Origin of the sequence: Sorangium sp. So ce321, assembly GCF_051530195.1 — a bacterium.
Taxonomy (GTDB): domain Bacteria; phylum Myxococcota_A; class Polyangia; order Polyangiales; family Polyangiaceae; genus Sorangium.
Window position 1 is genome coordinate 681,277 of sequence record NZ_CP150329.1, and the last position, 19,328, is coordinate 700,604.

General features: G+C 74.3%; 17 protein-coding genes. 7 read left to right on the forward strand and 10 right to left on the reverse strand.

Annotated elements, in window-relative coordinates; translation table 11 throughout:
• Positions 1–81 precede the first annotated feature (81 nt).
• Positions 82–972 carry an SDR family oxidoreductase gene (locus WME89_RS02645; protein WP_438007712.1) on the forward strand — a complete coding sequence of 297 codons (891 nt, stop codon included), beginning with the start codon at positions 82–84 and terminating at the stop codon, positions 970–972.
• Positions 973–1,139: 167 nt separating this feature from the next.
• Here WME89_RS02645 and WME89_RS02650 read toward each other — a convergent pair whose 3' ends face one another.
• Complete coding sequence (locus WME89_RS02650; RefSeq protein ID WP_438007713.1) at positions 1,140–1,496, reverse strand: hypothetical protein; 357 nt, start codon at positions 1,494–1,496, stop codon at positions 1,140–1,142.
• A gap of 131 nt (positions 1,497–1,627) precedes the next feature.
• Positions 1,628–2,335 carry a hypothetical protein gene (locus tag WME89_RS02655; protein WP_438007714.1) on the reverse strand — a complete coding sequence of 236 codons (708 nt, stop codon included), beginning with the start codon at positions 2,333–2,335 and terminating at the stop codon, positions 1,628–1,630.
• 85 nt (positions 2,336–2,420) lie between these two features.
• Between WME89_RS02655 and WME89_RS02660 the strand changes: the two genes are divergently transcribed.
• The 3 genes from WME89_RS02660 (at position 2,421) to WME89_RS02670 (ending at position 5,082) form a co-directional block, all read left to right on the forward strand.
• Positions 2,421–3,062, forward strand: a complete 642-nt coding sequence (locus WME89_RS02660; protein ID WP_438007715.1) for an O-methyltransferase — start codon at positions 2,421–2,423, stop codon at positions 3,060–3,062.
• An 80-nt stretch (positions 3,063–3,142) separates the two neighbouring features.
• Positions 3,143–4,054 carry a type III pantothenate kinase gene (locus WME89_RS02665; RefSeq protein ID WP_438007716.1) on the forward strand — a complete coding sequence of 304 codons (912 nt, stop codon included), beginning with the start codon at positions 3,143–3,145 and terminating at the stop codon, positions 4,052–4,054.
• Positions 4,051–5,082 (forward strand): FecCD family ABC transporter permease, encoded by a 1,032-nt coding sequence (locus WME89_RS02670; RefSeq protein ID WP_438007717.1) that lies wholly within the window; start codon positions 4,051–4,053, stop codon positions 5,080–5,082. Before WME89_RS02665 ends, WME89_RS02670 begins: the two co-directional genes overlap by 4 nt.
• Positions 5,083–5,174: 92 nt before the next feature.
• Here the strand turns inward: WME89_RS02670 and WME89_RS02675 are convergent, their stop codons facing one another.
• From WME89_RS02675 to WME89_RS02690, 4 genes are all read right to left on the reverse strand, one after another.
• A complete protein-coding gene (locus WME89_RS02675) occupies positions 5,175–5,573 on the reverse strand; it encodes a (deoxy)nucleoside triphosphate pyrophosphohydrolase (RefSeq protein WP_438007718.1) in 399 nt (132 codons plus the stop codon).
• A gap of 90 nt (positions 5,574–5,663) precedes the next feature.
• On the reverse strand, positions 5,664–6,842 hold the full coding sequence (locus tag WME89_RS02680; protein ID WP_438007719.1) for an FHA domain-containing protein: 1,179 nt from the start codon (positions 6,840–6,842) through the stop codon (positions 5,664–5,666).
• Between the two features lie 174 nt (positions 6,843–7,016).
• Positions 7,017–7,637, reverse strand: a complete 621-nt coding sequence (gene ruvA / locus WME89_RS02685) for a Holliday junction branch migration protein RuvA (RefSeq protein ID WP_438007720.1) — start codon at positions 7,635–7,637, stop codon at positions 7,017–7,019.
• Positions 7,634–8,149, reverse strand: a complete 516-nt coding sequence (locus WME89_RS02690; RefSeq protein WP_438007721.1) for a hypothetical protein — start codon at positions 8,147–8,149, stop codon at positions 7,634–7,636. The genes ruvA and WME89_RS02690 overlap by 4 nt, the downstream gene beginning before the upstream one ends.
• A 189-nt stretch (positions 8,150–8,338) precedes the next feature.
• On the opposite strand from WME89_RS02690, the gene WME89_RS02695 reads away from it, so the two are divergent.
• The 3 genes from WME89_RS02695 to WME89_RS02705 all read left to right on the forward strand — a co-directional run bounded on the left by WME89_RS02695 (position 8,339) and on the right by WME89_RS02705 (position 12,128).
• Positions 8,339–8,755, forward strand: coding sequence for a hypothetical protein (locus WME89_RS02695; RefSeq protein ID WP_438007722.1), 417 nt, complete (start codon positions 8,339–8,341; stop codon positions 8,753–8,755).
• Positions 8,752–10,077 carry a LysM peptidoglycan-binding domain-containing protein gene (locus WME89_RS02700; protein ID WP_438007723.1) on the forward strand — a complete coding sequence of 442 codons (1,326 nt, stop codon included), beginning with the start codon at positions 8,752–8,754 and terminating at the stop codon, positions 10,075–10,077. Before WME89_RS02695 ends, WME89_RS02700 begins: the two co-directional genes overlap by 4 nt.
• 398 nt (positions 10,078–10,475) lie before the next feature.
• Positions 10,476–12,128 (forward strand): tetratricopeptide repeat protein, encoded by a 1,653-nt coding sequence (locus tag WME89_RS02705; protein ID WP_438007724.1) that lies wholly within the window; start codon positions 10,476–10,478, stop codon positions 12,126–12,128.
• A gap of 81 nt (positions 12,129–12,209) precedes the next feature.
• On the opposite strand, the gene WME89_RS02710 is transcribed toward WME89_RS02705, so the two are convergent.
• The 4 genes from WME89_RS02710 to WME89_RS02725 form a co-directional block, all read right to left on the reverse strand.
• Entirely contained in the window at positions 12,210–12,551 is a 342-nt protein-coding gene (locus tag WME89_RS02710) for a hypothetical protein (RefSeq protein ID WP_438007725.1), read from the reverse strand.
• A gap of 148 nt (positions 12,552–12,699) precedes the next feature.
• Positions 12,700–13,224, reverse strand: coding sequence for a hypothetical protein (locus WME89_RS02715; RefSeq protein ID WP_438007726.1), 525 nt, complete (start codon positions 13,222–13,224; stop codon positions 12,700–12,702).
• Between the two features lie 351 nt (positions 13,225–13,575).
• Positions 13,576–18,258 carry a sigma 54-interacting transcriptional regulator gene (locus WME89_RS02720; RefSeq protein ID WP_438007727.1) on the reverse strand — a complete coding sequence of 1,561 codons (4,683 nt, stop codon included), beginning with the start codon at positions 18,256–18,258 and terminating at the stop codon, positions 13,576–13,578.
• Between the two features lie 12 nt (positions 18,259–18,270).
• Positions 18,271–19,206 carry a hypothetical protein gene (locus WME89_RS02725; RefSeq protein WP_438007728.1) on the reverse strand — a complete coding sequence of 312 codons (936 nt, stop codon included), beginning with the start codon at positions 19,204–19,206 and terminating at the stop codon, positions 18,271–18,273.
• Positions 19,207–19,328 lie beyond the last annotated feature (122 nt).

The following is a 19,328-nucleotide window of genomic DNA, read 5'->3' on the forward strand; positions in this document are numbered from 1 at the left end:
GGGGCTGTGGGGCCGTTCTTATTGCCAGATCCCGCTGGGAGCGCGATCGGCCTCCCACACCGAACAACACCAGGAGGAGGCATGCAGAACACTGGACCGACGCAGGATCCGAAGGACGCGGGCCCGAAGCCGCCTTTCGAGGGCAAGAGCCAGGACCGGCCCGGCATCGAGGCCAAGATGGATCCGAGGCCCGACTACGGCGCGTCGTCGTACAAGGGGCTCGGCCGGCTGAAGGACCGCGTCGCGCTGATCACCGGCGGAGACAGCGGGATCGGCCGCGCGGTCGCGCTCGCCTTCGCCCGGGAAGGGGCCCACGTGGCGATCGCGTATCTGAGCGAGCACGAGGACGCGAAGGAGACCGCGCAGGCCGTCAAGGAGGCGGGGCGCGAGGTCATCACGATCCCCGGCGACCTGGCCGACGAGGCCCATTGCCGCAAGGTCATCGAGGAGACGGCCCGCAAGTTCGGGAGGATCGACATCCTCGTGAACAACGCTGCAGAGCAGGGCAAGTCCGCCGAGCGCTTCGAGGACATCGACGCCGCGCGCGTCGAGCGCACCTTCCGCGTCAACATCGTGGCCATGTTCCACCTGGTCCGTCACGCGCTGCCGCACATGAAGGAAGGCAGCTCGATCATCAACGTCGCGTCGATCCAGGCGTACCAGCCGAGCCCGAACATCCTCGATTACGCCTCGACCAAGGGCGCGATCGTCACGTTCAGCAAGGGCCTGGCGCAGGACCTCATCAAGCGCGGCATCCGGGTGAACACGGTGGCGCCCGGGCCGGTCTGGACGCCGCTCATCCAGCAGTCTTTCCAGGAAGAGAAGGTGGCCACCTTCGGCAAGGACTCCCCGATGCAGCGCCCGGCGCAGCCGGCCGAGCTCGCCCCGGCGTTCGTGTTCCTGGCCTCGAACGAGGCGAGCTACATCAACGGCGAGGTCCTCGGCGTCACGGGCGGCAAACCGCTCTCATGACCCCCTGATCGATCGCGCCTCGCGCGCCGACCGGAACCAGGACGACCGCCAGGCACATCAAGAGACCTCGTAAAATTCTTCTCCTGGTGTTCCTGGCGGTCCTGGCGGTCCTCGTCTTCACGCCCCCCGCGCTCTGGCACGCGCAGCCCGGCGCCGCGCGCGGCTGCCTACGGGTTGGAGAGCTGCTTCAGGTCGACCTGCACGCCGAGGTGCAGCAGCGCTTCCTCGGGCTTCGTGAAGGTGGCCACGGGCCTGACATAGCCCCTCGAGAGACGCCCGACCTGGAGCACCCCGATCGCGCTCTTCAGGATGACAGCGGTCTTCTTGAAGCCCTGCATCAGCCGCGCATGACGCTGCGCAAATGCCCCCTCGAACCGGTCGTCGTTGCGCATCGGTGCGTCCCGGGCGTCCACGAGCAGGACAGCGCGATGCTTCGAGATCAACGCGATCACCTGATCGATGCGGTCGAAGTTCTGCTCGAGCACCTCGATGCTCGGGTACTGCAGCGAAGATCGCGTGAGCACAACGAGCTGCTGAGCGGAATCGTGATGGACGGACGTGTACGGGTTCCGCTCGATCTGGCGCAAGCCGTGGAGAGGCACGGGCGCATGCTATGCCCGTTCGCCTGGGGCGTCGACCCCTGCGGTGGGCTGCGTTACCGATCCTCGCACGCCGCGCCGCACTGCGCGCCCTGGCAGTCGGAGACCGCCTGCGCCGCCGGCGCGCCGTCCTCGTACAGCATCGCGCACTCCTCCGCGCAGCCCGCGTCGCCCGCCTCGCACGCGTCGGCGCACGCGAGCAGCGCCCTGCACGAGGGGTCGGCGACGCACGCGTTCATCTCGGCCGCGCACCCGGCGAACCGGCAGGACTCGCACGCCGACAGCGGGACTCGCGACGGGCACTGCGCGCTGCACAGATCGGACGCACAGCCACCTTCGAGGAAGCTGTCCGAGATGCCCGCCGCGTGCGCGGTCAAGCACGTCTGCTGGCACGGCTCGTCGCCCGCGGCGCAGATCAGAAAGCAGTTGGCCAGCGCGGCGCACTCCGGGTTCTCCTGGCACGCACAGAAGCTGTCCTGACACCGCAGCGAGAGGCAGGTCGAGCACGGATCGCCGAGCGAAGCGCACGCGTAGCCCGCCTCTCCCCCGGCCCCGCCGCCGCCGCTCGTCGTGGAGCTCGCCCCTCCGCCCGCGCCGCCCGCTCCTCCGGCGCCCCCCGTCCCCCCCGTCCCGGCGCCGCCCGCGCCTCCGGTGCCCCCCGCGCCTCCGGTGCCGGCGCCGCCCGAGCCGCCGCCCGGCTCCGAGCTGCACGCCGCCGCGAGGAGCGCCGCCGCGGCGCACGCTTTCCAGGAGGAAAAGGCCATGGTGGACGCTACCTCGAACGCCGGCGGCAGCTCAAGCCGGGGTGCGGAGCCTGGTGCTATCGTGGCGCGAAGAGTAGCCTCTCCCATGCCCCCTATCGCCCATCCAGAGCTCGAGCGCTACGCCCACGACCACACGGAGCCGCCTCCCGCGCTCCTCGACGAGCTGCGCGAGTACACCCGGGCCCATGACCCGAGGGCGGGAATGCAGGTGGGCCGGATCGAAGGCACCCTGCTCGGGGTGCTCGTCGCGCTCATGCAGGCGCGCCGGGTGCTCGAGATCGGCACGTTCACGGGCTACTCGGCGCTCAGCATGGCCCAGGCGCTCCCGCCGGACGGCGAGCTCATCACGTGTGACCTCGACCCCGAGGTGGCCCGCGTCGCCCGGTCGTTCTTCGACCGCAGCGCGCATGGCAAGAAGATCCGTATCGCCGTCGGCGACGCCCTCGACACGATCCGCGCCCTGCCGGCGAGCCCGCCGTTCGATCTCGTGTTCATCGACGCCGACAAGGTGCGGTATTCGACCTATTACGAGGAAGCGCTCCCGCGCCTCCGCCGCGGCGGGCTGATCGTCGCCGACAACACGCTCTGGAGCGGCGAGGTCCTCGCCCCCGAGACCGAGGACGCCCGCGCGCTCGCCGCCTTCAACGACCTCGTGGTCCGGGATCGGCGGGTCGAGAAGGTCATGCTCACCGTGCGCGACGGGGTGACCCTCGCGCGCAAGCTCTGAGGGCGAGCGCCACCCGGTCACCCGCCGCGCCCACGAATCCTGACGGGATCCGGGCCGCGCGGCGCTAGAGTCCAGCCAGCATGTTGCTCGCCATCGACGTCGGGAACACCAACATCAGCTTCGGGGTGCTGGAGGGCGAGGCGCTGCGGCACCACCTGCGCTGCGAGAGCGCGCGCTCGCGCACCGCCGACGAGTACGCCGTGCTCGTCCGGCAGATGCTCGACCTCCGCCGCGTCGAGGTCGACCGCATCGACAGCGCGGTCATCGCGAGCGTCGTCCCGACGCTGACCGACACCATCGTGGGGCTCGTCGAGCGGGCGTTCGGGATCGAGCCGCTCGTCGTCGGGCCGGGCATCAAGACCGGCATGTCGATCCTCTACGAGAACCCGCGCGAGGTCGGCGCCGACAGGATCGTCAACGCCGTCGCGGCGCACGAGTGGATGAAGCGGCACCCGGACCCGCCCCACGCCGCGCCGGGGAGCGAGCCCGGCGCGGCGCGGGGCGGCGCCGAGCCCGGCCGCGGCGAGAGCGCCGCCAGCGGCGTCATCGTCGTCGACTTCGGCACGGCCACGACGTTCGACTGCGTGACCCCGAAGGGCGAGTACCTCGGCGGCGTCATCGCGCCGGGCATCCAGATCAGCGCCGAGGCGCTCTTCTCCCGCGCCGCGCGGCTCTCCCGCGTGGAGATCGCCCTCCCGCCCCGGGTCGTCGGCCGCAACCCGGTCCACTCGATGCAGTCGGGCATCGTGTACGGCTACGCGGGGCTCGTCGACGGGCTCGTGGGCCGGCTCCGGCGGGAGCTCGGCTACCCGTGCCGCGTCATCGCCACCGGCGGCCTGGCGCGGCTCATCGCGCCACAGACCGAGACCATCGAGGTCGTCGACGACGACCTGACGCTCACCGGGCTGCGCCTCATCTACGAGCGGAACGCCGAGCGCAACAGCGGGCCCGCCACCCTGCCGCCGGCGGCGCGCGGGGGCGGCCAGGATTGACGGCGCCCGAGGCCGGCCGCGCGCTTCAACGACACGCATCTGCCCGCGCGCTCGCCCTCGCCGCGGCGCCGGCGGCGCTCGCCCTCGCGCTCCTCGCCGCCGTCCTCCTCGGCGCCGAGCCCGTCTCGGTCGAGCGCGCCCTCGCGGGCCCCGGCCTCGACCGCACCCTCCTGCTCGACGTGCGCCTGCCGCGCGTGCTCCTCGCGGCCATCTCCGGCGCCGGCCTCGCCGCCGTGGGCGCCGCCTTCCAGGCGCTGCTCCAGAACCCGCTGGCCGAGCCGTACGTGCTCGGCGTCTCCGGCGGCTCCGCGCTCGGCGCCGCGATCGCGATCGCGCTCGGCGTCGGCGCGTCGACCGTGCTCGGCGCGACGCTCCTGCCCGCGGCGGCGCTCGCCGGCGGCCTCGTCGCGACGGTGCTCGTCTACGCGATCGCCCGCGGCGCGGCCGAGGGCACCTCCGGCGCCTCGATGCTCCTCGCCGGCGTGATCGTGAACTCCATCGCGTCCGGCCTCATCACCTTCCTGAAGACGGTCGTCTCCCCGTCGCGCTCCCAGCAGCTGCTCCGCTGGCTCATCGGCTTCGTCGAGCTGCCCACGACCTCGGCCCTCCTCGGCGTCGCCGCCTACGTCGTCGCGGGCTGCGCCGTGCTCGTCGCCAACGCCGCGCGCCTGAACCTGCTCTCGCTCGGCGACGAGTCGGCCGAGACCCTGGGCGTCGACGTGCGGGCCGTGGAGCGCCGGATCTTCTTCGCTTCCTCGTGCGTCGTCGGCGCGATCGTCAGCCGCACCGGCCTCATCGGCTTCGTCGGGCTCATCGTCCCGCACGCGGTCCGACGGCTCGCCGGCGCGGACCTGCGGCGGGTCCTGCCGCTGTCGCTCGTCGCCGGCGCCGTGCTGCTCACGACGTGCGACCTGCTCGCGCGGCTCCTCTTCCGGTGGCTCGGCACCGAGCCGCCCGTCGGCGCGGTGACCGCGGTCCTCGGCGGGCCGCTGTTCCTCGCGCTGCTGCGGCGCTCGCCGCGCGCGTGAGGGCGGCGCGCCGGGCCGGCGCTGGCGCGCGCGGGCGTGTCAGGGAATGAAGGGCCGGCGCGCCGGGCCGGCGTGGGCGCGGCGCGGGCGCGTCACGCCATGCCGAGGAGCTTGTTCATGCTGGCCTCGTCCGCGGGCGTGAACGGGTAGCGGTCGAACTCGGCGCTCGTGACCCACCGGAACGCGTTCACGGCCAGCGAGGCGAGCTCGCCGCTCTTGATGTGGCACTCGTAGAGGTACAGGTCGACGACGTAGCGCTCGTACGGGTGGCTCACGAACGAGATCAGCTGGCGCACCTCGATCTCGACGCCGAGCCGGTGCCGGACCTCGCGCTTCAGCGCGGCCGCGTCGGTCTCGGTGTCCTCCACGCGTCCCCCGGGGAACTCCCAGAGCAGCGGCAGCACGGCGGTCGGGCGGCGCTGGGTGATGAGGTATCGGCCGTCCTGCTCGATCACGGCGGCGACCACGCGGATGGTGCGGACCATTTCCATGGCGGGTGTCTCAGGGATGCCCAGCGTACGACGGGGCGTCGGGTTGTGCGAGCGGGACGGTCGCGTCCTCGGGGCTCGGGGCTCGCTCCGTCACACGGTGATGCGGAACAGCTGCTGCCCCATGAGGAGGATGTCGCCTCCCGTGATCTCGGTCTCGCCGAGGACGCGGAGGAAGGTGCCGTTCGAGCTGCCCAGGTCCGTGAGGAACAGCCGGCCGCCCTGGAGCGAGATCTGGCAGTGGAGCCCGGAGACGTAGCCGTCCTCGGGGAAGAGGATGTCGCCGCGCTCGCGCCCGAGGTGCAGGCCGGTGTCGGGGACCGGGAACGCGTTGCCTGTCGCGTCCCGGCCGATGATCAGGGCCAGCCGCGCGACGTAGCCCTTCGAGGGGCTGCCGAGCCGCTCGACGCCGTCGGGCGTCGCGGGCGCGGGGGAGAGCGACTCCAGGCGGATGATCTCCTGGCCGATGCGGAAGACGTCGCCGTGATCGAGCTGCACCGGCGTGTCCCTGCGCAGCCGGCGGTAGACGCCGTTCAGCGAGCTCTCGTCCTTGACGAAGAGCCGCCCGCCCTTGATCGAGAACGTCGCGTGGCGCGGGGAGAGGTAGCTGTCGCCGCCGAAGATCGCGCCGCTGTCGCGCCCGATCGACGTGGGGTTCATGGGCAGGGTGTACGAGCCGGCCTCGGTGCCGTCGGCGCGGAGCGCCGTCAGCACGACGTTCGAGGCGCCGGACGTCGACACGACCGGCGCGGGCGGCTGCACCGACGGGCTCGCCGGCTTGAGGAGCTTGAAGCCGCAGAGCGCGCAGAACTTGTTCGTCGGCGGGTTGGGCTCCTGGCACTGCGGGCAGACGACGATGCCCGCGCCGGCCGCCGCCGCGGGGGCCGACGCCGCCGGGGCGGCCGCGGGCGCCGCGGCTGCAGCCGCCTTGCGGCTCGTGGCGGTGTCCTCTCCCCGGACCGGGGCGACGAACGCCGCGGGGTCGATGAGCGCCGGCGGCGCGGGCGTGTTCGCCGGGGGCTGGGACGCGCGCGCCGGGGGCTGGGACGCGCGCGGCGGGGACGCGAGCCCGGGGCCCTTCTGGGCGCCGGTGCCGATGGCGGTCGGCTCATCGCCGTAGTTGGGGGAGCGCGAGAGCGCCGGTACGCCGTGGGGCGGGGTGCCCGCCGCGAACTTCTTCGGCGAAACGTCGCGAGGCAGCTCGGCGCCGCAACCGAGGCAGAACTTGTAATGGTCCTGATTTTCCTTGGAGCACTTCGGGCAGGTGATCACCAGGCCTCCTCACAACGAGCGACCAGACGGGGTCTCAGGGCAAACGGCGGCGGGAGCATATTCGCCGCGGCCGCCTTCTGTCGACTGTCTGTCGCTCTTCCGTGCACGGTCGGGCGCCGCGGGCCGTCCGCCGGGGCGCTGTCGACCATCCCGCGCCAGCCCACGCGGGGCGGCTCACTTGGACAGCAGCGCGAGCGCGTCGCGCACGAGGTCGCCGAGCGGGGCGGTGTCGACGCGCGCGCCGAGGGCGTTGACCGCGCGCTCGGCCTCGGCCGGCCGGTAGCCCATGCGGGTGAGCGCGCTGTGCAGGAGCTCCTGCTTCGCGCCGGCGGCCGCGGGCGGCGGGGCGGCAGGGGAGAGCGGGACCGAGGGGAGGTTGATGAGCTTGTCCTTCAGCTCGAGGACGAGCCGCTCGGCGGTCTTCTTGCCGACCCCGGGGATGGCGGTGAGGCGCGCCGTCTCCCGGCGCGAGATGACCGCGGCGAGCTCCGCCGCGCCGAGGGCGCTGAGGATGGCCAGCCCGATCTTCGGGCCGATGCTGGAGACGCCGATGAGCACGCGGAAGGCCGCCCGGTCCTCGCGGGTCGCGAAGCCGTAGAGGAGGAGCGCGTCCTCGCGCACGTGGGTGTGGACGAACAGGGTGATCGCGTCGGAGCCGGTCGGGGCGGCGATGCCGCGCGCGCGGCCCAGGGCGCCGAGCGGGACCGTCACCTCGTACCCGACACCGCTGACGTCGAGCACGACGGTGCCCTCGTCGCCCTCTTCGACGACGTGGCCGGACAGCCGGCCGATCAATTGACCTTGGCCCCTTGCTGGATCCACCTGCGGATCGCGTCCCGCTCCGCCACGGGCAGCGGCTCGCCGCCGTAGGGCATCGGGTCCCCGCAGCTGTCGGCGGCGCACTCCAGGTCCCCGCAGCTCAGGGTGCCGTCGAGCTTGTGCATGAGGAAGCTGTTCGCGGGGTCGCCGGCCGTGATCCGCTGCATCCCGGACGAGGCCCTCGACGGAGCGCCGACGTTCTGGGCCACGATCGCGTCCACCTGCGCCGGCGTGGCCTGCTCGCTCAGCCCCGGGCCGAGGTACGCGAAGCCGGCCGAGCCGGCCTCGGCGCCGTGGCAGGTCGAGCTGAACGAGCACGACCGCTGGAAGACCGGGAGGACGTCGGTCGTGAAGCTCACCTCGGGGGTCGCGCCGTCGAACTTGCTGTAATCGAAGCACGCGCTCGGCGCGGGCTCCGTGCCGTCATCGCCGCACGCGGCGCCGGCGCACGCCGTCCCGACAAGGAAAATCAGAAAGAGTTTCCGCACGTTCACCCCTCGCAGGCAGAGCCCGGGGCGGGACCCTAGCAGAACTGCGCGCGCTCCGTAACGCGCGCCGTCGCGCCGGGCCGCGCGCGGCGCCTCCCGCCGGGGGCCCGGCGTCGAGGCGCGCGCCGCGGCGCGGAGATCGCCGCGCGTTTGGCCGGCCGGCGCCGCGGCAGGTAGGCTGGGCGCTGCATGACGATACGCCTGGGCATCTGCTCGATGGGGCTGTCGCTCGCCGCGCTCGCCGCCGGGTGCGGCGGGGGGCGGGACGTGATCGATCAGCAGCTCTCCGAGCTGCGCGCGGAGCTCGTCCGGGTGCGCGCGGAGAACGCGGTGCTCGCGGACCGGGTGGGCTCGCTGGAGCTCTCGCGCGGCGGCCCCCGCGGCGCGGAGCGCCCCGCGGCGACCGAGGCCCGCGCTGCGTCCCCGGAGGAGCCGGACCGGCCTGACCTCGAGGTGGTGCGGCTCGCGCCGGAGGCGGCAGAAGACGACGCCGCGCGGTCCCCGGTGCTCCGCTCGACGGCGAACGGCGTCGTGATCGACGATCCCCGGGGCGGAGCGCCGCCGCCGAGCCCGCCCCCCTCCACCCTGTCGAGGCGCAAGCGATGAAGTTCCCCGTGAAGGCAACGCTGGTCCCGGTCTCCCTGGCGCTCGCCGCGGCGCCGCCGCTGGCGCTCGCCCAGGATCAGGGCGGCGAGGAGGGCGCCGGCCAGGGCCCGGGCGTCACCGTGGTCCAGCTCCCGCAGGCCGAGCCGACCGTCGAGACGCAGGTCGTGGTGCCGGGCTACCCGCAGCCGGGGTTCGATCCGAACGCCCACCTGCCGTCGAGCTCGCGGGGCACGACGGACACGTCGCGCCCGTCGGACGGCTTCGATCTCGGCCGCCGCAGCGAGGGCCCCACGTCGGTGCGGGGCGGCGCGAACGGCAGCTACGTCGTCGAGGGGCAGTTCGTGCCCGAGTCGCACTCGGTGCGGCGCGGCGACACGCTCTGGGACATCTCGGGCAGGTACTACACGAACCCCTACGCGTGGCCGCAGGTCTGGTCGCTCAACCCGCAGCTCCAGAACCCGCACTGGATCTACCCGGGCGACCGGATCAAGCTCCGCGACCCGAACGAGGGGCCGACCCGCGGCAATATCGGCTCGAACGCCGCGAGGCGAGGGGGGCGGGTGGTGCCGAAGACGCTCTTCCTGCGCGACCTCGGCTGGGTCGACGACGTGAAGAAGGACACGTGGGGCGAGCTCGTCGCCAGCCCCGAGGACCAGATGCTCCTCAGCGAGGGCGACGACGTCTACCTCCGCCTCGCGGACGATCATGACGTCGCGATCGGCCAGGAGCTCACGATCTTCCGCGAGATCAAGAAGGTGAAGAGCGGGGACGTGCGGGGCGAGCTCGTGACCGTGCGCGGCACGGCGCGCGTGGACCGCTACAACCCGAAGACGCACATGGTGCGCGCGCGGCTCGTCGAGTCGCTCGACGTGGTCGAGCGCGGCGACAGGGTCGGCTCGGTGGTGCGCCGCTTCGACGTGGTGCCGCCGGCGAGCGCCGAGCAGGACCTGGAGGCGCGCATCATCGCGGCCATCTACCCCTACCAGCTCTTCGGGCAGCACCAGGTGGTGTTCATCGACAAGGGCGAGAAGGATGGCGTGAAGCCGGGGCAGCGCTTCTTCGCGGTCCGGCGCGGCGACAGGTGGGTGCAGCAGCTCGGCGGCGCCGGCAAGCTGGCGACGCTCAGGCCGAAGGTGCAGGACGAGCGGCCGGCGCAGGTCGACACGCCGAAGTTCGGCGTGGACGAGGAGCTGCTGCCCGACGAGACCTACGCCGAGCTGCGCGTCGTGCACGTCCGCGAGCGCACGGCGGCGGCGCTCGTGACGCAGTCGATGCACGAGGTCGAGCGCGACGCGGTGCTCGTCTCGCGCAAGGGCTTCTGACCCCCGGCCGCCGGACCCAGGCGGCGCGAGCCGCGGTGGGTGCGGACGAGGCAGGGCTGAGCGGCGGGCGAGGCGCGCTCGCGGTGAGGGAGCGAACCGCGAGCGCTCGCGGTGAGGGAGCGAACCGCGGCGGCGCGCGGCCTCGAAGGAGGCTGCCAGGCGCGCAGCGCCCCGGTCGGTCGGGGGCGAGCGCCGCGCCGACCCCGACAAAAGCGGCGGGCCCCTCGCCGGACGTCGGCAACGTCAGCGGTCGGGAACCTCGGAAACATCGGGGAACACTGCACGCAGAACACGCGCAGAACACGCGCAGAACGTACACAGAACGACGCCGAACGCGCCCGCGGCGGCGCAATGTCTCCACGAGGGGGGCGCCGCCGCGGTATGATGGTCCCTATTCCATGCGCAGCCGCGCCGACGCCCAGTACGAGCCGAAGGGGGGGGATGCAGATCCCCCCACCCAGCGGTCTTTCGAGAGCGTGACCGATCGTTGCGCGCCGAAGAGCGGCTCGATGGCCGAGGCGCTCGGGGAGAGCGCGATGCGGGGGCCACGCTCGAGCGCCGCGCCGCCGAGCCTCGAGGGCACCGTGCCCGAGGCGCGCGGCCACGCGCTGCGCGAGCGCGGCAACATGCTGCTCCGGCGGAACGACTGCGCGAGCGCCGCGCGCGACTACGACGAGGCGCTCGCGCTGTTCCGGGCCGCGGGCGACCCGCTCGGCCAGGCGCAGGTGCTCATGGACCGCGGCGCGCTGCGCCTGCGGGAGGGCGTCCCGGTCCAGGCGGTGCGCGACTACGACGAGGCGCTCGCGCTGTTCCAGGCCGCGGGCGACCGCGCGGGGGAGGGGGACGCGCTGCGGGCGCGCGGCTTCGCGCGCGCCGAGGAGGGCGATCTCGGCGGCGCTGTCTGCGACTACGATCTGGCGATCCAGCTCTTCCTGCAGCTCGGCGATCGCGAGCCGCTCAAGCCCCGCGCCGACGCGCGCAAGGCGCCCGCCGACTCCGACGGCCCGGGCACCCTGGAGCAGCCGCGCGCGCGCCCGCACGGCGCCTCGCACGGGCGGGCGCTCAAGTCGCGCGGCGATCTGCGCGTCCGCCTCCGCAACCTCCCCGGCGCCGCGCGCGACTACAGCACCGCGCTCGCGCTGTTCCAGGGCGCGGGCGACCGGAGCGGGCAGGCCAGCGTGCTCAAGGCGCGCGGCGACATGCGCCTCGGCCAGGACAACGTGACGGGCGCCGCGCGCGACTACGACTGGGCGCTCACGCTCTACCAGGCCACCGAGGACCACCTCGGGCACGCCAGCGTGCTCAAGGCGCGCGGCGACCTCCGGACCCGGCAGGGGGACCTCGCGGGCGCCGAGCGGGACTACGATCAGGCGCTCGAGCTGTACACGACGACGCGCGATCTCCTGGGCCAGGCCGCCGTGCTCAAGGCGCGGGGGGACCTGCGCTCGCAGCAGGAGGACCTCGTGGACGCGGTGCGCGACTACGACCGCGCGCTCGCGCTGTTCCGCTCCGGCTTCGAGCGCCGCGGCCAGGCCGCGACGCTCAAGGCGCGCGGCGACCTCCGCCGCGCGCAGTTCGAGCTGGTCGCGGAGCTCGTGAGCGTCGCCGCCGCCGACGCGTCGGACCTGGAGGACGCGCTCTCGGACTACGATCAGGCGCTCGCCCTGTTCGAGGTGCTCGAGGACGGCGCCGGCCAGGCCGGCGTGCTGCGGGCGCGCGGCGACCTCGCGCGCATCCAGGGGGATCTCGGCGCGGCGCTGGCGCTGTACCTCGGCGCGAAGCGGCTGCTGGAGGTCGCGGGCAACGCCCCGGAGCTCTCCGCCCTCCTCGCCGAGATCGCCCGGCTCCACGCGCTGGCGGGGCGCGCGGCCGAGGCGCGCTCCGCGGCGGAGCAGTCGCTCGCGCGCGCCGATCGCGCGACGAGCCCCGAGTGTCGCGAGCTGGCGGAGGCGGTCCTCTCCGGGCGGATCACGGCGAGCCAGGAGGAGGGCGCCACGCGCGACTCCAGGGTGCCGAGCACCCCGAAGCGCTACGAGCGAGAGCGGTACTGACGCCGCAGCTCGTCAGCACCTTCATCCTCCTCGCGCCGGGCCGCCACGCGCCGGTGATCGGCTCCGACGCGGGCGGCGCGCTCAGCGCCGCCGCTTGCCGCGCGCAGGCGCGCCGCCGCGCGGGGCCGGCTTGCCGTTGGCGCGCGGGGCGGGCTTGCCGTTGGCGCGCGGGGCGGGCCTGTCGGCGCCGGGGCGCGGGGCGGGCTTCTCCGGCGGCGCTTCCGTCGTCCGGACGACGAGCAGCGCTCGCCCGTGCTCGAACGTCGGCGTCACGCTGACGTAGCCGTTCTCGCGCGCGAAGCCGGCCATGTCGCCGCGGTGCTCATCCATGTGCCGGCTGAACCGCGTCCAGAGATCGCGCGCCTCCTCCTCGGAGAGGGGCGCGCCGTCGACGGAGGCGGCGAGGTTCGAACGGTCGCTCACGGGGTCCTGTGCGCGTGGCGCGGCGGCGCGACCGAGATGGCGCGCCCGCTCCACACGGCGGAAGCCTGCCTGGCGGCGCGCAGCCCGGCAAGACCGCAGCGAGAGCGGCCGGCCAGGCGGCGCGCGCGAGGCCGCGGGAGCGCGGCGGTCAGCGCTTGCTCCTGCCCGGGAGCGCCGCGGCCGGGAGCGCGCTCGCCGGGTGCCCGCGCCACCACCGCCGGGTCATCGCCCTGGCGCGCTCCACGAGGTCGGCTCCGGCCCGCAGGGCGCTCGACGCGTCGCCGCCTGGCATGAGCGACGTGCCCGCGGCTCTCTCGCTCGCGCGCCAGTAGACGACGAACGTCGCCAGCGCTTCCGCGTGGATCGCCGCGCTCGACGGCTCGCCGTCCAGCCGGCGCGCCTGATCGGCGACCGCGAGGAGCGCCACGGCCCGTTGGTACAGGGCGAGGGGCGAGGCGGGCGCCGCCTCGCGCACGGACGGCCGCCGGGCGCGCGCCCCGGCGCGCTCAGCGCCGCCGGCCGGCGCGCGCGCAGCGGCCGGCGCGCGCGCAGCGGCCGGCGCGCCGCCCGTGGCCAGGACATGGCCGAGCGCCTTCTGGTAGCTCTCCCCGGTCTCGCTCATGCGCGCGAGGACCTGCGCGCGCAGCTTCTTGTTCGCTCGTCGATTCGCCATTCGACCGCTCCCCGCGACCGCTGGCGTCGTCCCGGCACGACAGGCGGTCGCTCTGGAGGATCGCGACGGACCACCCGAAGGGCCGCGCCCTCTTCGCCCCTCTTACCGACCCCGCCGGGAACGAGCCGTGAGGAGCAGGGCCCGGGAAGAGCCCTTCTCTGCGATGCTCGCGCAAAGGGGATCCACGGTCAAGGCGCCCCGGCTCGGCCCGAGCGCGCCTCGACGCGCGCTCAGCGCGCGCTCTGTGCAGCGGTAAATTACTGAAATCTCCGAGGTTTCCAGCGGTCCACCGCCCCGCCTCCCCGCGCGCCGCCGGCCGGCGCACCGCGCACCGCGCGCGGCGGTGATCGCTCACTGGATCCCGTATTCCTTGAGCCGCCGGTAGAACGTCCGGCGCGGCAGGCCCACGATCTGCGCCGCCTTCACCCGGTTCCAGTTACAGCTCGAGAGCGCGACGAGGATCCGCTCTCGCTCGCTCGCCCTGTGCGCGTCGAGCGACGTCTCGACGCGCGGATCGCTCGGCGGCGGCGGAGCGACCCGGCCGGCGCTCGCGGGCGCCCCGCTGCTCGCGGGCGCGCGCGGCGCCGGCGCCGCCTCGGGGCTGCGCAGCGACCGCGGCGCCGCGTCGGGCAGCTCGAAGTCGTCGCTCTCCAGCTCGGGGCGGTCCGAGAGGACCCACGCGTTGAGCAGCACGTTCTCGAGCTGCCGCACGTTGCCGGGCCAGCTGTAGGCCGACAGCCGCTTCAGCGCGGCGCGGGAGACGCTGCGGCGATCGCGGCCGTACCGCGCGGCGAAGATCCCGAGGAAGTAGTCGATGAGCAGCGGGATGTCCTCGATCCGCTGCCGCAGCGACGGGACCCGCACCTCGACGACGTGGAGGCGGTAGTAGAGGTCCTCGCGGAACGTGCCGCGCGAGACCATGTCGGCGAGGTCCCGGTGCGTCGCCGCGATGACCCGCGCGTCGACCGGCTCCTCGCGCGCCCCGCCGACCGGGCGGACCACCTTCTCCTGCAGCACCCGGAGCAGCCCCGCCTGCATCTTCTGCGGCATCTCCCCGATCTCGTCGAGCAGGACGGTCCCGCCCGTCACCTCGCGGAAGAGCCCCTTGCGGTCGCGGTCGGCGCCCGTGAACGCGCCGCGGACGTGCCCGAACAGCTCGCTCTCCAGGAGGTGCTCCGGGATCGCGCCGCAGTTGATGCCGGTGAACGGCTTCTTCGCCCGCGGGCTCGCGTTGTGGATCGTCCGCGCGACGACCTCCTTGCCCGTCCCGCTCTCGCCGGTGATGAGGATCGGGATGTCGGTGTCCTTCACCCGGTCGATCAGCGCGTACACGCGGCGCATCGCCTCGCTCGTGCCGACCAGCCCCTCGTAGCCGAAATGGCCGCGGATCACCGCGCGCGCCGAGCGCAGATCCCGCCGCGTCGCGGCGAGCTGCGCCGTCCTGTGGCCGAGCAGCTCCTCCAGCTTGGCGCGCGCGGCGCGCAGCTCCTCGTTGGCCCGCTCGAGCTCGCGGGCGCGGCGCTCGTTCTCGCTGACGAGGCGCGCCGTCTCGATCGCGATCGCCACCTGGTCGGCCAGCGCCGTCAGCGTGGGGAGCTCGGCCTCGAACTTCGCCGCCGCGCTCAGGCGCGTCTCCAGGTAGAGGGCGCCGATCACCTGCCCGCTCCGCTGCCGGATCGGCACGCAGGCGACCGACTGCAGCATGAGCTGGTGGACCGAGACGTAGTCGCTCATCCGCGCGTCGTCCCGCGCGCTCGCGGTCACGACCGGCTCGCCGGTGGAGATCACCCGCTCGGCGATCGAGCTGGAGAACCGCGCGTGCGGGTCGTCCCCGGCCTGATCGCGCGAGGCGTGGATCGAGAGGTCGACCGCGACCTCGCCCGCGGCGGGCGGCGGCTCGTCTCGCGGCGGCCGCTGCAGGATGATGAAGCCGCGCTCCGCCTGGAGGAGCGCGATGGCGTGGTCGGTCACCTTCGCGAGCAGGCGCGTGAGGTCGTGCTCTCCCGCGATCTCCCGGTTGATCTCGAGCACCCGCGCCAGCCGGTCCTCGCCGGGAGGGGTCGCCGCGCCCTGCGTGAACGGCACCGTGCGGCCGCTCATCAGCTCGAGCATCGCGGCCGCCCGGATCTCCTTGCGGCGCGCGTCGTTCCAGAAGACCTCCCGCAGGTCGCGCGGCAGCTTCGAGGCGATCTCCTCCAGCGTGATCAGCGCCTCCTCGCGGTCGTGGCGCGCCCGGATGACGTGCCCCCGCTCGGCCTCGAGCTGCGCCCGCGCCTCCAGCGCGCGCCAGATCCAGTCGCGCTGGCCCGCCGCGCGCGCGGCGTCGAGCGCCTCGTCGTACGCGGCCCGGGCCTGCCGCTCGTCGCGCGCGAGCGCCGCGACGCGCCCGCGCGCGAGCGCGAGCAGCGCGCGGTGCGCCCCGGTGGTCCCGAGGCGCTCGGCGGCCACGTCGATCTCCTCGCCGAGCACGCGCGGGTCCGCGCCGGCGCGCGCCACGGCGAAGAGCACGCGCTCGAGCCGCGCCTCGACCCCGTCGACCCGCCGGCCCATCGCCTCGTACGCCTCGGCGCACTCCAGGCAGAGCCGCTCGGCCTGCTCGAGGTCGCCGGAGCGCGCCGCGTGCTCCGCCTCGAGCGCGAGCAGCTGCGCGTGCTGCTGCGGCGCGAGGTCCGCGCGGTGGGCGGCGAGCGCGTCGAGCGACACCCGCGCGCGCGCGAGCCGCCCGAGGTAGAGGTCGAGGTTCGCGAGGTTGAGCAGCGCCTGGCGGATCGTCGCCACGCGGCCCGAGCGCCGGCCGAGGTCGACGGCGGCCTCGAGGTGGCGGATGGCCGCGCCGAGGTCGCCCTGCAGCTTCGTGAGCGCGGCCAGGTTCAGGCGCGTCGTCGCGAGCGTGCCCGCGTCGCCGGCCTGCTCCGCCGCGGTGAGCGCCTCCTCGTAGACGGCCTTCGCCTCGCTGAGGCGATCGTCGCGCTGGAGCGCGAAGGCGAGCGACACGAGCGCGACCGACAGGATCCGCGGCTCGCCCGTGAGCCGCGCGAGCCGGACCGCGTGCTCGAGCGTGCGCTTCGCCTCCTCGTGCCGCGAGGCGAAGCTCTGCGCGAGCCCGCGCGTCGCGACCGCCTCGGCGGCGATCGCCTCGGGCGAGGCGCCGAACGCGGCGACCGGCGCGAGCTGCGAGCGCACGCCGCCGGCGAGCTCCGCCTCGAGCTTGATCGGGCCCACCCGCTCCACGGCCTCGCCCGCGCGGCGCTCCGCCTCGCCGTAGTCGCCGACGCGGACGAGCGCCCGGGCCATCTGCAGCGACCAGAACGCCCCCAGCCCGTGGTCGCCCGAGGCCTCGACCGCGTCCTTCACGCGCTGGAGCTCGGCGAGCGCGCGCGCCGCGTCGCCGCGGTTCATGGCGAGCCGCGCGCGCGCGATCACGACGGCGGGCGAGCTGTCGCCCTGGTACCGGCTGAGCGCCTCCGCCGCCGCGTCGAAGTGGCCGCGGTCGAGCAGCCGGTGGATCTCCGCGGCCGGCGGCGCCGACCCGTCCGCGCCCGCGCCGCCCGGCCCGGACGCCGCCGCCCCGGAGGCGGGGGGCGCGTCGAGCAGCCGGTCGACGTCCTCGGTCGACGCGACGGGCGCGCGCGCGATGCGCGCGACGATGTCCCGGATGCGGCCCGGCCACCGCCCCGCGCGCGCGACGACGTGCGCGGCCACCGCGTCGCTCAGCGACGGGATGGTGCGCTGCACGAGCTCGCGGGCGACCTGCTCGTCGAGCGGCGCCATCTCGAAGCGCTCGAACCCGCGGCCGGCGAGCGCGGCGCGCGCGGGGGTCACCGCGGTCGCCGTGGCGCCCTGCGTGTTCGGCGCCCCGCTCGCCGGCTGCGCCCCGAGCACGAGCACGAGCTTGCCGCCGGCCTTCCGCACCTCGTCGAGCCGCTCGAGCACCGCGTCGCCGAGCCGGTCGGCGTCGTCGATGAGCGCCGTCACCCGGCCGGGGTCGTGCCCGGACAGCTCGATCGCGAGCGCCTCGCGCGGGTCGGCGACGCTGGCCGCCTCGACCCACGCGACCCCGTACCCGCCGACCTCGAGCGACCACGCGATGCGCCGGAGCAGCGCGCTCCGCCCTGACCCGGGGGGCCCCTCGATCGAGAGCCCGCCGCCCGCGGGCAGGCCCATGATCTGCGCGAGCAGCCGCGTGGACGGCGCGTCCAGCCCGACGATCGGCCAGACCACCGCGTCCGCGCCCGCGTCGGGCCGCGCGCCCGCGTCGGCCTCGGACCGCGCGGCCTCCTCGTGCGGCCCGCACGGGAGCCGCGCGGCGCGCCGGAGCGCGTTCGCGAGCTCGTCCGCGCTCGGGTAGCGCGCGTTCGGGTCCTTGGCGGTCGCCCGGTCGACCACCGCCTGGAGCGCGTCGACGACCTTCGGATCGCGCTCGCCCTCGCTGTCGCGCAGGGCCTCGGCGATCGTCGCGCCGAGCGCGAACACCTCGGCGCGGACGGTGAGCGGATCGCCCTTGAAGAGCTCCGGCGCCGCGTAGCGGGGCGTGAGGCCGAGGGGCCGCGCGCCGCCGTCCCGGAACGGCGCGGCGAGGCCGAGGTCGACGAGCGTGGCGCGGCCGCCGTCGCCGACGATGATGTTCGCGGGCTTCACGTCGCCGTGCAGCAGGAGGGCGCGGTGCAGGCGCGTGAGCTGATCGGCCGCGTCGGCGACGGCCGCGAGGTTCCTGGCCAGGTCGCCCCGCCGGGCGAGCAGATCGGCGAGGCTCGTCCCGTCGACGAGCTCGCGCACCATGAAGGGCCGCCCCGACCCCGACAGCCGGCCGAAGCGCAGCACGCGCGGCACGCCGAGGCCCTCGACGCCCGACAGCGCCGCCGCCTCGCGGACGAGCGCGAGCACCTCCGGCTCGTCCGCGTCCTCGCCGAGCGTCTTCAGCGCGACCGTCTTGCCGGTGATCCGGTCGCGGACCGACCACACCTCGCCGCCGCCGCCCTTTCCGAGCGTCCCGATCGGCTCATAGCGCGGGGGGAACAGCGGAGGCGGCGTCACGTCATCCCTCGATCAGAGGCCATACCCCGCGGACAGCCCGAAGAAGATCCCCGTGATCGAGAGGCCGGCGTCGAGCCGCGTCTGCAGCTGCTTGATCGGCTTGTACCGGAAGCTCACCTGCGGGAACGACACCCACGGGAACACGGACGGCTTCGCGCCCCCGTTGACCCAGCTCGGCTCGTCGTAGTTGCCGTAATGGTTGTTGGAGGCGTCGCAGTAGGCGCTGCCCGCGCCGGAGCATTTGCTCCAGGAGCCGACGTCGTCCGGGGACGGGGCCGACCCCGCGGTGTTCGGGTACGCCTGCGCGCGGTAGAGGTTGCCGAAGACGACGCCGATCCCGACGCCGCCGCCGACGAGGAGCGAGAAGCGGCCCTTCTCCTCGTCGAGCGGGATCTCGAACAGCAGGTCGCTCGTGAAATAGACGAGCTTCATGTCGCTCGACACCATCTCCCAGGCGAACTGGTCGTCGTTCTTCCCCTTGAAGAGGAAGGGATCCATCGAGTAGTCGGCGTACGAAAGCGCCAGATCGAGCTCGAGCCCGTTCTTGCGCGTGGAGAACTCCGGGCCGAACGTGAAGACGTTCACCGCCGCGCCGCCGTCGGCGAAGAGGTTGATCATGGCCTTCGGGACGATGACGTTCCGGAAGCGCATCCCGATGAACTTGTAGGCCTTGCCGTCCTTCTCGAGCGGGGAGTTGTCGGACGGCGCCTCCTCGGGCGCGGCCTCCGGCAGCTTGTCCTTCTCGGCGGACGTCTTGTCGCCCTGCTCCTTCTCGTCCGCGGCCTGCTTCTCGGAAGCGAGGGAGTCGTCCAGGTTGCTGTCGGAGCCGTCCTCCGACTGCGCGTGCGCGCTCGGCGCGAAGCACACGGCGCCGAGCAGAGCGGCGAGCGCGGCGGCCTTGGCATGCACCCCGACCGCGAGCTGCCGACCCATCTTGAAGTGGTACATTGTAGGTCACCTAGCGATGCGTAAGGTCAGGGCCGGACTCGGGCACCCCCTCGAAAGGAAGCGGGACGGACGCGCCGAGGTGAGACTCCGGTCCTCCGCGCGTCCTGTGTTACCGGGCACCA

What these genes read in the sequence shown, in the direction of transcription:
- WME89_RS02645 (WP_438007712.1), top strand. Translation starts at nt 82, where the DNA reads ATGCAGAACACTGGACCGACGCAGGATCCGAAGGACGCGGGCCCGAAG.
- WME89_RS02655 (WP_438007714.1), bottom strand. Translation starts at nt 2,335, where the DNA reads ATGGCCTTTTCCTCCTGGAAAGCGTGCGCCGCGGCGGCGCTCCTCGCG.
- WME89_RS02660 (WP_438007715.1), top strand. Translation starts at nt 2,421, where the DNA reads ATGCCCCCTATCGCCCATCCAGAGCTCGAGCGCTACGCCCACGACCAC.
- WME89_RS02665 (WP_438007716.1), top strand. Translation starts at nt 3,143, where the DNA reads ATGTTGCTCGCCATCGACGTCGGGAACACCAACATCAGCTTCGGGGTG.
- WME89_RS02675 (WP_438007718.1), bottom strand. Translation starts at nt 5,573, where the DNA reads ATGGAAATGGTCCGCACCATCCGCGTGGTCGCCGCCGTGATCGAGCAG.
- WME89_RS02695 (WP_438007722.1), top strand. Translation starts at nt 8,339, where the DNA reads ATGACGATACGCCTGGGCATCTGCTCGATGGGGCTGTCGCTCGCCGCG.
- WME89_RS02700 (WP_438007723.1), top strand. Translation starts at nt 8,752, where the DNA reads ATGAAGTTCCCCGTGAAGGCAACGCTGGTCCCGGTCTCCCTGGCGCTC.
- WME89_RS02705 (WP_438007724.1), top strand. Translation starts at nt 10,476, where the DNA reads ATGCGCAGCCGCGCCGACGCCCAGTACGAGCCGAAGGGGGGGGATGCA.
- WME89_RS02715 (WP_438007726.1), bottom strand. Translation starts at nt 13,224, where the DNA reads ATGGCGAATCGACGAGCGAACAAGAAGCTGCGCGCGCAGGTCCTCGCG.
- WME89_RS02725 (WP_438007728.1), bottom strand. Translation starts at nt 19,206, where the DNA reads ATGTACCACTTCAAGATGGGTCGGCAGCTCGCGGTCGGGGTGCATGCC.